At 66.2% G+C, this 12,530-nt stretch carries 12 protein-coding genes; 7 read left to right on the top strand and 5 right to left on the bottom strand.

Features of this window, described 5'->3' with window-relative positions:
• Window positions 1–39: 39 nt before the first annotated feature.
• Window positions 40–327: a DUF2795 domain-containing protein gene (locus HALXA_RS04110; RefSeq protein WP_013879054.1), complete on the bottom strand. Its 288-nt coding sequence runs from the start codon at window positions 325–327 to the stop codon at window positions 40–42.
• Window positions 328–477: 150 nt separating this feature from the next.
• Between HALXA_RS04110 and HALXA_RS04105 the strand changes: the two genes are divergently transcribed.
• Together HALXA_RS04105 and HALXA_RS21960 are read left to right on the top strand one after the other, a co-directional pair.
• The gene (locus HALXA_RS04105) at window positions 478–1,290 is read left to right on the top strand and encodes a PHP domain-containing protein (protein WP_049895147.1); all 813 of its coding nucleotides are present in this window, start codon (window positions 478–480) and stop codon (window positions 1,288–1,290) included.
• A gap of 56 nt (window positions 1,291–1,346) precedes the next feature.
• Complete coding sequence (locus HALXA_RS21960) at window positions 1,347–1,511, top strand: DUF6757 family protein (RefSeq protein WP_013879052.1); 165 nt, start codon at window positions 1,347–1,349, stop codon at window positions 1,509–1,511.
• Between the two features lie 196 nt (window positions 1,512–1,707).
• Here the strand turns inward: HALXA_RS21960 and HALXA_RS04100 are convergent, their stop codons facing one another.
• The gene (locus HALXA_RS04100) at window positions 1,708–2,031 is read right to left on the bottom strand and encodes a 4Fe-4S dicluster domain-containing protein (RefSeq protein ID WP_013879051.1); all 324 of its coding nucleotides are present in this window, start codon (window positions 2,029–2,031) and stop codon (window positions 1,708–1,710) included.
• A 144-nt stretch (window positions 2,032–2,175) separates the two neighbouring features.
• Here HALXA_RS04100 and HALXA_RS04095 point away from each other — a divergent pair, with 144 nt between their 5' ends.
• Window positions 2,176–2,640 (top strand): GNAT family N-acetyltransferase, encoded by a 465-nt coding sequence (locus tag HALXA_RS04095; protein ID WP_013879050.1) that lies wholly within the window; start codon window positions 2,176–2,178, stop codon window positions 2,638–2,640.
• 21 nt (window positions 2,641–2,661) lie between these two features.
• Here HALXA_RS04095 and HALXA_RS04090 read toward each other — a convergent pair whose 3' ends face one another.
• Window positions 2,662–3,480 carry a TrmB family transcriptional regulator gene (locus tag HALXA_RS04090; protein WP_013879049.1) on the bottom strand — a complete coding sequence of 273 codons (819 nt, stop codon included), beginning with the start codon at window positions 3,478–3,480 and terminating at the stop codon, window positions 2,662–2,664.
• A 65-nt stretch (window positions 3,481–3,545) separates the two neighbouring features.
• On the opposite strand from HALXA_RS04090, the gene HALXA_RS22345 reads away from it, so the two are divergent.
• From HALXA_RS22345 to hemL, 4 genes are all read left to right on the top strand, one after another.
• A complete protein-coding gene (locus tag HALXA_RS22345; protein ID WP_013879048.1) occupies window positions 3,546–3,746 on the top strand; it encodes a hypothetical protein in 201 nt (66 codons plus the stop codon).
• Window positions 3,747–4,066: 320 nt separating this feature from the next.
• Window positions 4,067–5,080: a porphobilinogen synthase gene (hemB, locus tag HALXA_RS04080; protein WP_013879047.1), complete on the top strand. Its 1,014-nt coding sequence runs from the start codon at window positions 4,067–4,069 to the stop codon at window positions 5,078–5,080.
• Between the two features lie 447 nt (window positions 5,081–5,527).
• Window positions 5,528–7,204, top strand: a complete 1,677-nt coding sequence (locus tag HALXA_RS22645) for an ammonium transporter (protein WP_013879046.1) — start codon at window positions 5,528–5,530, stop codon at window positions 7,202–7,204.
• Between the two features lie 211 nt (window positions 7,205–7,415).
• Window positions 7,416–8,690, top strand: coding sequence for a glutamate-1-semialdehyde 2,1-aminomutase (gene hemL, locus HALXA_RS04070; RefSeq protein WP_013879045.1), 1,275 nt, complete (start codon window positions 7,416–7,418; stop codon window positions 8,688–8,690).
• A gap of 42 nt (window positions 8,691–8,732) precedes the next feature.
• On the opposite strand, the gene HALXA_RS04065 is transcribed toward hemL, so the two are convergent.
• Window positions 8,733–9,905, bottom strand: coding sequence for a sensor histidine kinase (locus HALXA_RS04065; RefSeq protein WP_013879044.1), 1,173 nt, complete (start codon window positions 9,903–9,905; stop codon window positions 8,733–8,735).
• Between the two features lie 129 nt (window positions 9,906–10,034).
• Entirely contained in the window at window positions 10,035–12,371 is a 2,337-nt protein-coding gene (locus tag HALXA_RS04060; RefSeq protein ID WP_013879043.1) for a nitric-oxide reductase large subunit, read from the bottom strand.
• Window positions 12,372–12,530 lie beyond the last annotated feature (159 nt).

The raw sequence follows: 12,530 nt of genomic DNA, 5'->3' as shown, positions 1-12,530 counted from the left end.
GTTCGCCTGCGGCGAACCCGAGGCGCAAAAAGTTCGGCTCTAGAACGACACGGCGTCGGGTGAGTACGGACTCCCAACCGGGGTCGGGTCACGGTCGCTGTACCCGACGCGACCGACCGCCTTGTCGCTCACCGCAGTGTAGATAGCGAACCGCGCGTCTTCCGGCGTCTCGAAGGTTTCCGACTCGATCCGATCGAGTACGTCGCAGACCTGTTCGCTCCCGTTCGGGAGTTCGAGCGTGTGCTCGCCGCAGTCTGCGATCAGTTCCTCGGTCGTCGCGGGGTAGTCGTAGTCGTCGATGACGTCGCCGGTGCCGTTTAGCAGCATTACACCCAGTCTTCAGTGAACAATGATTATAAACATTGTCCATAATGGTTTTCTAGTGAGCCAATGGAGGGTATATTCCTAATACGACCTAGTATCCCACGGCTCGAGGGCGAAGAAACGCCTTTCCGGACGGGGCCGCTCGAGTGGGGTATGCCGTACGCGGATCTACACGTCCACACGATGCGCTCGGACGGCAGCCTCGAGCGCGCGGAAGTCCCCGCAGCTGCTCGCCGTGCCGGCGTCGAGGTCGTCGCGCTGACCGACCACGACCGTTTGCAGCCGGTCGCGGAGCCGATCGTCGAACGCGACGGCGTGACGATCGTCAACGGGATCGAACTCCGCGTGGAGGTCGACGCGGACACTGCCGATCGCGGGGACGACCGCCGTAACGGCCAGCGAGTCGATCTCCTCGGATACGGCGTCGAACCGACGCCGGCGCTCGAGCGGCTCGTCGAGGAGATTCAAACGAACCGGATCGAGCGCGGCCGGGCGATCGTCGAGCGCGTCGAGGATCGGCTGGGGATCGACCTCGACGTTCCGATCGACGAGGGGTTCGGCCGACCCCACGTGGCTCGAGCGATCGACGCCCATCCCGGCACCGACTACGACTACGAGGGCGCGTTCGACGACCTCATCGGGAACGGCGACCCCTGCTTCGTCCCGCGGGAGATTCCGTCCTTCGAGCGCGGGCAACGAGTGCTCTCGGACGCGTGTTCGCTCGTCTCGCTGGCGCACCCGCTCCGGTATCCCGAACCCGAGGGCGCGCTCGCGCTGGCGGCCGACCTCGACGCCGTCGAACTGTGGTACCCCTACGACCGCGACGTCGATCGCAGCGTCGTCGAGCGGGCGATCGAACGCCACGGTCTGCTCGCGACCGGCGGCAGCGACGCGCACGAGGACGTGCTGGGCGTCGCCGGCCTGACTCGCGACGCCTACGATCGGCTCGGTTTGTCAGCGGAGTAACGGGAATTGCGGCCGATAGCGGAGGGTTCAATGCGGCGCGGGTCGTACACGTGTGTATGCATTGCCACTACTGCGACCGCGAAGCCGCCTTCGCAGCAGAATCCGACGGGCTGAAAGTTGGACTGTGCGAGGAGCACTTCCGGGAGCGGTTGCAGGAGCTAGCCGAAGCGGACGGGCTCGAGCAGCTCAAGGAGCAAGTCGACGTCGACCGGGCCGAGTGAGGTCGGACGCGGCGACACGCCACACCGCGAACCGAAGCACAGCGGACGACCGATAGTTGTAGGCGCTTTTCGACCGTTTGAGAGAATTCGGACAGCAACCGGCGTAGAATAGACGCGAGAGGTCGGAGTGCGGTATCTCGAGGCGGCGCGGCGACGCGAGTCGACTCCAGCCGGGATCCGTTCCGTGACCGGCCGATCAGGCCGACCGACCGGCGTCGACGTCGATCGCGTCGACCGGACAGACGTCGACGCAGAGCATGCAGTCGATACACTGGGTCTCGTTGGCCGGGTCGGCCTTCCGCTCGCTCTCGGGGTGACCCGGCGTGTCGACCCACTCGAAGACGTCGACCGGGCAGTCCTCGAGACAGGCGCCGTCGGCGAGGCAGATGTCGAAGTCGACCGCGACGTGCGTGCCGTGAATGCCGAGCTCTTCGGGTTCGTCGACCGGCCCCCAGACGGCGTGGCCCTCGTGCTCGTCGACCTGCTCGCGGTTTTCGTGGAACTGCGGATCGATAGCCATTGTAACGGGTGAAAACGGGCGACGCGCACTTAAACGTGCGGAATCGGGGGACGCTCGAGTGATCGGATTTCCCGGTCGGGAAATGAGCGCGTCTCGGTCTCGATGCGCAAACAAGGTTTACTCGAGCGCGCTCGAGCCGAGAGTATGGATTTGGACATCCGCGAACTGACGACGTCGGCCGAGCGTCGCGAGGCGGTGCCGATCCTCCGGCAACTGTGGACCGACCGGTCGCCCGACGAGGTGCTCGCGTGGACGGGTGACGAGCAGTACCGTTTGTTCGGCGGCTACGTCGACGACGGGAGCGACGTCGCCGACGCGGACGAAACGGGACGGGAATCGGAACCCGAACTGGTCGCCGTCGCCGGCGTCCTCGTCACTCACGTGCTTCACCACACCCGACGCGCGTGGCTGTACGATCTGGTCGTCGACGAACCGCGACGGGGGCAGGGATACGGCACTGTGATGCTCGAGGAGGTCGAATCGTGGGCCGACGAGCAGGGGTGTGACGCCGTCGCGCTGGCGTCGCCGCGCTCGAAGGAAGCCACGCACGAGTTCTACGAGGCCCGGGGTTACGAGCGGTGGGGGTACGTCATCGAGAAGCGGTGCTAATCGCGCCGAGGTGACCGACCGCTACTGGCCGCGCGGATCCTCGCTGCGCAGCGTCCCCTCGAGGTGGCCGATCCGGTCGTCGAGCAGTTCGCGGATCCAGACGGCGAAGCCGTGATCGCGGCCGTACGTCCAGACCGCCATCTCCTGGACCACGTCGGGGAGGTCGCCCTCCTTGACGCCGGCCGCGACGATCGCCTCCTGGTCGACCAGCAGGAGCTGTCCCGGCCACTCGTCGTACACGTGGTTGGTCGACTCGAGGTCGGCGGCGACGACGATCTCGGCGTTCGGAATCGCCCCGGCGTACTCCGCCTGCACGTCCTCGGTCGGCACCTCGACGTACACTGTGACGCCCCGCTCGGCGGCCGACCGCAGCGCCTCGCGAATCTCTCGGTCGACGACCGACGTCGCGGCGACGAGGTAGTGGACCGTCTCGTCGGCCTCCTCGAGGAAGGTGACGACGCGGTCGGTGACGTGCTCCTTCTGCGTGATCGACCACATACCCTCGTCGTCGGGTGCGTTCGGTTCTTCGACCTGCTGGAGCGCGTTCTCGGCGGCGTTGATTCGGGAGTCGTAGTCCTCCCGGATGCGGCGACACGCCGTGTCGACCGGGACCGCCCGGTACTCGCGGGGATCGGTTTGCTGGACCTCGACCAGTCCCTTCCGGTCGAGGCGCTCGACGGTGTCGTACACCCGCGATCGCGGCACGTCCGCGACCTGGCTGATCTCGCGGGCCGTCCCCTTCGAAATGCGCGTTAGTGCGACGAAGCACCGCGCCTCGTACTCCGTGAGTCCGAGCTCCTCGAGTGCACCGACGGCCTCTTCGGCACTGCTACTGGGCACAGTTCTACCGATGAGTCGGCACGAATGCGGTAAAGTTTGCAGCCTTCATCGGACGGGTCGCTCGAATGCCCGCACTCGCGACCGACGCCGGCCAGTACTCCAGTCCGAGCGACCGGTTGAGTACGAGTGCGACGATCGCCAGCGCGAGCAGGAGGGCAATGACGATGTCCGTGCTGTTCGCGGGCCTCGTGCTGATGCTCTGGGACGGCACCGTCCGCGAGGCGGGGCTGCCCGGATTCGTCGTCGGGCTCGTCTTCGTGATCTAGGAGTTCGGCCTCGGCTCGCCCGAATTCTTCGGCCAGGGCCAGGTCGAGCCAGCCGTCCCCGCGACGGCCGCAGCGATCGTCACGATCCGGCTCGTCAGCCTCGTCTACGACGGCGAGCGGTTCGACAACGAGGAAATTCAGGAGCACGCGAGCCGCGACATGGACCGGTTGATCGCCGGCGACGTAACCGAGACCGTCGACGACTGACGCTGTCCCCGGCGACTCGAGCGGGCGACGACGAGTACGGAGCGCACCGCGTCCGTTCCCGGCCACCCGAGAGAGCGGGTTCCTTTTGACCCGGCCGTTGCTAGACATCGTACATGGACCTCACACATCGCCCCCGACGGCTCCGACAGGACGGCGTCCGCGGGCTCGTCAGCGAGACGAGCCTCGAGCCGACCGACTTCATCGCGCCGGTGTTCGTCGACGCGACGACCGACGAGCGCGTGCCGATCGAGTCGATGCCCGGCCACGAGCGCGTCCCCATCGACGAGGCGGTCGCCCGCGTCGAGGAAGTCCTCGAGACCGGCGTCGAGGCGGTCATGCTGTTCGGGATCCCGGAATCGAAGGACCCCGAAGGCACCCGCGCGTGGGTCGAAGACGGCGTCGTTCAGGAGGCGACGCGACGAGTTACGGCGGAAACCGACGCCTACGTCATCACCGACGTCTGTCTCTGTGAGTACACAACCCACGGCCACTGCGGCCCGCTCGAGGAGGAACTGCGCGGCGAAGATCACGAACACGGTCCCGCCTGCGACCACGACCCGACGCTGACCGTCGACAACGACGCCGCCCTCGAGTCGCTCGCGCGGACCGCCGTCTCCCACGCCGAGGCGGGCGCCGACATGGTCGCCCCGAGCAGCATGATGGACGGGATGGTCGGCGCCATCCGCGAGGGCCTTGACGACGAGGGGTACGAGCACGTGCCGATCATGAGCTACGCGGCGAAGTACGAGAGCGCCTTCTACGGCCCGTTCCGCGACGCCGCCGACGGCGCGCCCTCGTTCGGCGACCGCCGACACTACCAGATGGATCCCGCCAACTCGCGCGAGGCGCTGCAAGAGGTCCGCCTCGACGCCGAGGAGGGCGCCGACGTCATGATGGTCAAACCCGCGCTCCCCTACCTCGACATCGTCAGCGCGGTGCGCCGGGAGTTCGACCACCCCGTCGCCGCCTACAACGTCTCCGGCGAGTACGCGATGCTCCACGCGGCCGCCGAGAAAGGCTGGCTCGACCTCGAGGAGGTCGCCCGCGAGTCGCTGCTGTCGATCAAGCGAGCCGGTGCGGATCTGATTCTTACCTACTTCGCCGAGGACGTCGCCTCTGAGCTGTAGGTTGGGACGCGATCCCCGCCGCTCGAGGTAGAGCCGAACGGATATTCTGAGCTATTCGGACGAACGTCCATCGGCGTTCCATACCTACCGCACAACTGGCAACATCTGCCGCGCGCGAGCCGACGGTTCCGGTTTGGGCGTCGTTTCGGCGGCAATCCGTTACAAACCCGACCTAATTTCGATTGACGAACGTCGAATATATAACCACGGCTCGAAAAACACTCGATATTCAACACCCTTATACACATTAAATTGCCTCTAGATTTGTTCGGTTGTCCCTATTACCCGAGTATTTATCGACGAACGTTAACACTAATCCTTATATGCAGCTAGTCCATCGGCATCAGACGTGATTCAGAAGACAACCATGAGCTCGAACAGTTCAGACATGGACATTCGTCTACAATCAGATGGTCGCACTGTGGAACTGACGGAGGTGCGTGAGTGATGGAACCGACCGTCCTCCAGACCGACGTCGAGATGCTGACCGAGGCGATCAACTACACGTGGATTCTGGTCGCCACGTTCCTAATCTTCTTCATGCACGCCGGCTTCGCCATGCTCGAGGCGGGGCAGGTACGCTCGAAGAACGTCGCGAACCAGCTGACGAAGAACCTGCTGACCTGGTCGGTGGGCGTGACGGTGTTCTTCCTGATCGGCGCCACCGTCGAAGGGATCGTCGCCGGAAACGGCGTCTCGTTCCAGTTCCAGAGCGACGCCGCGAGTTGGATGGACTGGCTGTACGGCGCCGTCTTCGCCATGACGGCGGCGACCATCGTCTCCGGCGCCGTCGCCGGCCGCGCGAAGCTCCGCGCGTACGTCACGTACACCTTCCTGCTGGCCGCGGTCATCTACCCGGTCGTCACCGGCCTCACGTGGGCCGGCAGTCACCTCGCGTACGGCGACGTCGTGTTCCACGACTTCGCGGGCGGGATGATCGTCCACGGCATGGGCGGCATCGCCGGGCTCACCGCCGCGTGGGTCCTCGGCCCGCGCATGGACCGATACAATAGCGACGGCACGGCGAACGTCATCCCCGGCCACTCGCTGACTTTCGCCGCGCTCGGCACGCTGATCCTCGCCTTCGGCTGGTACGGCTTCAACGTCGGTACCTCGGCGATCATCGGCGAGAGCGCGTTCCTCGGCGATCAGCTCGGTCGCGTCGCCCTGACGACGACGGTCGCGATGGCCTGCGGCGCGATGGGCGCCGGCCTCGTCGCCTGGCTCAAGACCGGCAAAGTCGACACGCTGTACGTCGCGAACGGCCTGCTGGCCGGCCTGGCGGCGATCACCGCGATCCCGGACACCACCGCGTGGTGGGGCGCGTTCGTCGTCGGCGGTCTCGCGGGCATCCAGCTGCCGCTCGTCTTCGGCTTCGTCGAGCAGTACCTGAAGATCGACGACGTCTGTGCGGTCTTCCCCGTCCACGGCTCGGCCGGGGTCCTCGGGACGCTGCTGTTCCCGTTCGTCGCCGCGCCGGGAGTCGTCGAGAGCATCCCGAACGCGTTTATCGCACAGGCTATCGGCGTCGGTGTCATCACCGTCTGGACGGTCTTCGCGACCGGTCTGATCTGGTTCGTGTTCAAGCTCACCGGTCAGGCCCGCGTCTCACCCGAACACGAACGCGACGGCCTCGACGTCTCCGAACACGGCGTCGACACCTACCCCGAGTTCGGTCAGCACGACGTCGACGTCGCGACCGACGGCGGCGAACTCCGCACTGACGGCGGCGCGGACGAAGACAAGATCATCCGCGCCGACGGGGGCAAGCCCAACGACGGCGAGATCAAGATGGTCACCGCGATCATCCGCCCCGACAAGCTGGGCGAGGTCAAGAAGGCCCTCGCCGAAGTCGGCGCCCCGTCGCTGACCGTCACCAACGTCTCCGGGCGCGGCTCCCAGCCCGCCAAGAAGGGCCAGTGGCGCGGCGAGGAGTACACGGTCGACCTCCACCAGAAGGTCAAGATCGAGTGCGTCGTCGCCGACATCCCGGCCGACGAGGTCGTCGACGCGATCGGCGAGGCCGCTAACACCGGCGAGCCGGGCGACGGGAAGATCTTCGTGATCCCCGTCGAGAGCGCCTACCAGGTCCGCACCGGAAAGACCGGACAGGACGCGGTCTAAGCGCTCGGTCACCTCGCGTCTTCGCCGGTACTGCTATCACTCGAGACGCTGTGTCCGCGCCGCTTTCGGACGGTGGGCGCGGATTTCGGTTCGATCGGTTTCATTTCGGGTTTCGTTTTGGCCTCGAGTCCCGGCGACGACTATCATGTTCGGGAGAGAAGAGCGAGTCGACCTCGGTACTCCTTTCCCGTTTCATTTCCAACACTGGACTATGAACGAGGACAACTCGCGCGAGCTGTACGACCGTGCGCTGTCGGTGCTGCCGGGCGGCGTCAACTCCGCCGTTCGCGCGGTGATCGAGCCGTATCCGTTCTTCGTCCAGAAGGGCGACGGCGGCCACGTCATCGACGCGGACGGGAACCGCTACATCGACTGGGTGATGGGCCTCGGTCCGCTGCTGTTGGGCCACGACCTCCCCGAGCCCGTTCAGGCCGGCATCCAACAGAAGGCCAGCGAGGGCCCGATGTACGGCACGCCGACCGAAATCGAAGTCGATCTCGCAGAGTTCGTCGTCCGCCACGTGCCGAGCGTCGAGAAGATCCGGTTCGTCAACTCCGGCACGGAGGCGACGACCTCGGCGGTCCGCCTCGCGCGCGGCTACACCGGCCGGAACAAGATCGTCGTCAATCAGGGCGGCTACCACGGCGCCCAGGAGTCGACGCTGGTCGAGGGCGACCACGAGAACCCCCGTCCCTCCTCGGCGGGTATCCCGCAAGCGTTCGCCGAGCACACGCTGCCGGTGCCGTTCAACGACGAGGAGTCCGTCCGCGAGGTCTTCGAGGAGCACGGCGACGATATCGCGGCAGTCCTTACGGAACCCATCCTCGGCAACTACGGCATCGTCCAGCCCGAGGACGGCTACCACGAGTTCCTGCGCGACATTACGGAAGAGCACGGCTCCCTGCTGATCTTCGACGAAGTGATTACGGGCTTCCGCGTCGGCGGCCTCGGCTGCGCGCAAAGCGAGTTCGGCGTCACGCCCGACCTGACCACCTTCGGGAAGATCATCGGCGGCGGCTTCCCCGTCGGCGCCATCGGCGGCCGTGCCGAGATCATCGAGAACTTCACGCCGTCGGGCGACGTCTTCCAGGCCGGCACCTTCTCCGGCCACCCCGTCACGATGGCCGCCGGCCTCGAGACGCTGCAGTTCGCCGCCGAAAACGACGTCTACGACCACGTCAACGACATCGGCGACCGCCTGCGCGAGGGCCTCGAGGAGATCGTCGCCGATCAGGCGCCCGAGTATACCGTCGCGGGCACGGACTCGATGTTCAAGGTGATCTTCACCCGCGACGGCGAGGCGCCCAAGAACGCTGCCGACGTCAAGAACGCCGAAACCGACCGCTGGCGGCGCATCTTCTGGGGCCAGATGAAAGAGCAGGGCGTGTTCCTCTCGCAGAACCAGTTCGAGTGCCAGTTCGTCAGCTACGGCCACACGGAGGAGGACGTCGAGCGGACCCTCGAGGCGTACAAGGAAGCGCTGTAGGCGTCCTGTGCGGCAACCGGCCAGACCGATCAACGTCCCGCCTTAGTTTTCGACCGCGGGCGCCGGTTCCGAATCACTGCTTGACCGGTCGGCGGTCGCCGCCGGCAGTTCGACCGCGAACACGCTCCCGTCCGACCCAGTTTCGACGAGTTCAACGGACCCGTCGAAGCCGGTTACCAGCTGCTGGACCAGATAGAGGCCGAGCCCGTGGCTGCTCCCGCGACCCTCGATCCGATCGAAAAGGGCGTCGACCTCCGCGTCCGGGATTCCGGGACCGTTGTCCACGATTTCGATCCGCACGGTGTCCGGTCCGGGTTCGACCGTCACCGAAACGCGCGGCCGCTCGGCGTCGTTGTGCTCGACCGCGTTCACGAGGAGGTTCCCGAAGACGCGAGCGACCAGTTCGTTCGCTCGCACGTAGACTGCGGGCGGGATCGATGTCTCGAGGTCGACCGGCCCCCGCCTGTGCTCGAGCTTTTGCAGTTCGTCGCGCAGGACGCGGGAGACGTCGACCGGTTCGACCGTCCACTCGCCGTCGGTCGTCCGGAGCAGCACCCTGACGTCGTCGATCACGGTCGCCATCTCGTCGGATTCGTCCATCACGATCTCCGCCCATTCGCGGTGCTGGTCGGTCGTCGCCGCCTCCCTGCGGAGCAGCGACGCGTAGCCGTTGATGACGGTCGCGGCGTTCAACACCTCGTGGCGGAGGACGGTGTTGAGATAGTCCAAGTAATCCCGCTGCTCCTCGAGGTGCGCGGCGCGGAGCGCGGCCCGCTCGGCGGCCAGCGAGCGCTCGATGGCCCGCGCTTCGATGCAGCCGATCAGCAGTCCGACGCCGGCACCGAGCGCGACCGCCCACCGGAGCCACCCGACGACGAGCGCCCACGACTCCGGCGGCATAACGGCGATGAGCGCGACGTTGATGAGCAGAAAAACGAGCGCGCTGCCGAGGATCCAGCCGGCGATCCGCGGATACCGGGACGGCGAGAGATCGGCGTCGCGGAGCCAGTACCCGCCGAACGAGATACCGGCGAGGAAGGGCAGCGTCGTGACGACGCCGATCAGAAACACGCCGTCGAGGCCGACCGTCGAGCCGGCGGCGAGGAGGACGCCGATTTCGCCGCACAGCACGAGCGTCAGCAGCGCTCCGAACCCGAGTACGTACTCGGGGAGCCGATCGCCGACACCGCTATCGATACCGGCGAGTCGGTGCATACGCCATACTTTCCGCCGGGTTTGTTAGCCGTTCTGGCCAGGGTTGTAGTGCCGTCGTCACGACCGGACCGAAAACGGAAACCGGTCCGCCGATCGAGCCGCCAGTCGCCAGTTGTCAGTCGTCAGTCGTCAGTCGTCGTCGCTAACCGGCTCGGCCGGATCCGTCGGATCGATCGCGTCGCCCTCGCCGAAGATCCGATCGGCGATGACGTGGCTGCGAGTCTCGTCGGCGGTCGCTTTCCGCTGGAACAGCAGCTTCGCGACCACGTCCCAGGCGAAGATCGCCGCGCCGGCGATCAGCAGCGTGTCGCCGGGCATGCGCAGCCAGAACAGCGTCTGGATCAGGCCGCCGCTGTAGAACTCGAGGCTGCGCGCCGCGGCGTAGCCCTGCGTGAACGCGGTCTCGAGTTGGAGGAAGCCGACGGGCAGCAGCGACAGGAACAGCATGAGCGCGAGCCCGACGTTGCACAGCCAGAACGACCAGGTCAGGCGTCGCTCGGACCAGTGGGACTCGCGGGTGGTCACCCGGAGGATGTAGACGGCCATCCCCATCGCGAGGAAGCCGAAGGCGCCGAACATCGCGCCGTGGGCGTGGGCGACCGTGAGGTAGGTCCCGCTCTGGAAGTAGCTGATCACCGGCAGGTTGATGAAGAAGCCGATGACCCCCGCGCCGAAGAAGTTCCAGACGGAGGAGGCGACGATGAAGTAGAAGACCATCCGGTAGGGGAAGTCCTTCGACGCGCCGTCCACGGCTCGGTACTGGCCGAGCGCCTCGTAGAGGATGAACAGCAGCGGAACGAACTCGATGGTCGAGAAGACGCTGCCGATCGGCAGCCAGACCTCGGGGAGGCCGGCCCACCAGTAGTGGTGGGAGACGCCGATGATGCCGCTGCCCATCACCAGGGCGGCCTGGAAGATGACCGCCTTCTCCGCGGACTTCTTGCGCAGGAGGTTCATCGAGACGAGCGTCAGCGAGATCACCACGAGGATGAAGAACTCGAAGACGCCCTCGACCCACATGTGGACGACCCACCAGCGCCAGAACTCCGTGACGACGATGTTCGTCCGCGGCGTGTAGAGGAAGCCGGCCATAAAGAGCAGGCCGATCGAGCCGCCCGCGTAGACGATCATGTGGGCGAGCCCGTAGCGGGGCTCACGATCGAGTAAGGGTTTGAAACCGCGGGCCACGAGCGCGGTCCAGCCGAGGAAGCCGACCAGCAGGCCGGCCTGCCAGACGCGCCCGATCTCCAAGTACTCGAGTCCCTCGTTGCCGAGCAGCCACCAGAGCTGGCCGTCGAAGAAGTTGTTGATGCCGAGCCAGATGCCGGCGAGCGCGCCGACGGCGACGACCAGCAGGGCGCCGATCAGCCCCTTGACGTACAGGGCCTGCTTGCGCGGCTCGCGGCCGGTCAAAAGCGGCGCGAGGAAGAGACCGGCGCCGAGCCAGATCGTCGCGATCCACAGGATGCCCAGATCGACGTGCCAGGTGCGAGCGATCGACCAGGGCAAGATCTGGAGGATGTCGATTCCGATGAACTCGTGGAGCCCGAAGAAGTCGTCGCGCTCGACGTAGTAGTGGGCCAGCAAGCCGCCCAGTAACGTCTGGGCGAAAAACAGGAGGGCCCCGATGAGCACGAACCTGGAGCTCAACAGCTGGCTCGGCGTGAGGTCGATCTCCTTCGGGTGGGGGATCGAGACGCCCTCGGCCTCGGGTTCGGGGAGTTCGATCGCCTGGTAGAGCCAGATGGCGATCCCCGCCCCGCCGACCAGCAGCACCATCGCGATGACGCTCCAGGTCATCACCGGGCCGCCGGCGTCGTTGCCCGCGGCGGGCGAATAGGGGAAGTCGTTGGTGAAGGAGGCGTCGGAGCCCGGTCGGTCGGTGTGAGAGATCCAGGCGGTCCACAGCGCGAAGTCGGCGAAGTCCTCGGCTGCCTCGGCGCTTTGAACCTGTTCTTCGGGGATGCCGCGCTCGCGGTCGCCCTCGTAGTAGCGCTCGACGTACTCCTGGCGGACCTGCTCGTGCGCGTAGGCTTCGGCCGCCGAGTACTCGACCTGCGCGTCGTCGTAGTTGCTCGACTGGAGCTCCTGGCGGACCCGCTCGTCGATCGCCGCCTGCTGCGACGTATCCAGGTCGTCGTACGCCGCGTCGTGCTCGTCCTGCGCGTAGTAAGCGCGCATGTGCTCGGTCTTCAACTCGAGCGTGTCGGCGGTGTAGTCGGTGTCGTAGTAACTCCCGCGCCCGAGTATCGACCCCTGGTTCATCAGCCCGTTCTCCTGAAAGGCTTCCTTCCCGTCGCGGACGTCGTCGCTGGTCGCGACTTCCTCGCCGTCGGGCCCGACGATCGTGTCGGGAATGTCCGGCGAGTTCGCGTACGAGAGCCACGCCCCGCCGCCCATGACGATGAGGTTCACGACGAAAATCGCCGCGAGGAACGTGGCGAGTTGTTTCCTGGTTACTTGCATGACGGACGGGACTCGGTCGTCAACCCCCGTCAAATAGGCCGAGAGTTCCTACGAACTGGAAAAACGCGCGAACGGGTTCGGGATAGCGGTTAGGGGGGATGGGACTGTCAGTATTCCGCTGTCGTCTCGGGAGTCGGCCTCGAATCGACCAGACGGGGG

This window comes from Halopiger xanaduensis SH-6 (genome assembly GCF_000217715.1).
Taxonomy (GTDB): Archaea; Halobacteriota; Halobacteria; order Halobacteriales; family Natrialbaceae; genus Halopiger; species Halopiger xanaduensis.
This window is presented reverse-complemented; position numbering and strand designations above follow the sequence as displayed.

Coding starts and splice junctions, on each gene's coding strand:
- HALXA_RS04110 (WP_013879054.1), bottom strand. CDS start 327: ATGCTGCTAAACGGCACCGGCGACGTCATCGACGACTACGACTACCCC.
- HALXA_RS04105 (WP_049895147.1), top strand. CDS start 478: ATGCCGTACGCGGATCTACACGTCCACACGATGCGCTCGGACGGCAGC.
- HALXA_RS21960 (WP_013879052.1), top strand. CDS start 1,347: ATGCATTGCCACTACTGCGACCGCGAAGCCGCCTTCGCAGCAGAATCC.
- HALXA_RS04100 (WP_013879051.1), bottom strand. CDS start 2,031: ATGGCTATCGATCCGCAGTTCCACGAAAACCGCGAGCAGGTCGACGAG.
- HALXA_RS04095 (WP_013879050.1), top strand. CDS start 2,176: ATGGATTTGGACATCCGCGAACTGACGACGTCGGCCGAGCGTCGCGAG.
- HALXA_RS22345 (WP_013879048.1), top strand. CDS start 3,546: ATGCCCGCACTCGCGACCGACGCCGGCCAGTACTCCAGTCCGAGCGAC.
- hemB (WP_013879047.1), top strand. CDS start 4,067: ATGGACCTCACACATCGCCCCCGACGGCTCCGACAGGACGGCGTCCGC.
- HALXA_RS22645 (WP_013879046.1), top strand. CDS start 5,528: ATGGAACCGACCGTCCTCCAGACCGACGTCGAGATGCTGACCGAGGCG.
- hemL (WP_013879045.1), top strand. CDS start 7,416: ATGAACGAGGACAACTCGCGCGAGCTGTACGACCGTGCGCTGTCGGTG.
- HALXA_RS04065 (WP_013879044.1), bottom strand. CDS start 9,905: ATGCACCGACTCGCCGGTATCGATAGCGGTGTCGGCGATCGGCTCCCC.
- HALXA_RS04060 (WP_013879043.1), bottom strand. CDS start 12,371: ATGCAAGTAACCAGGAAACAACTCGCCACGTTCCTCGCGGCGATTTTC.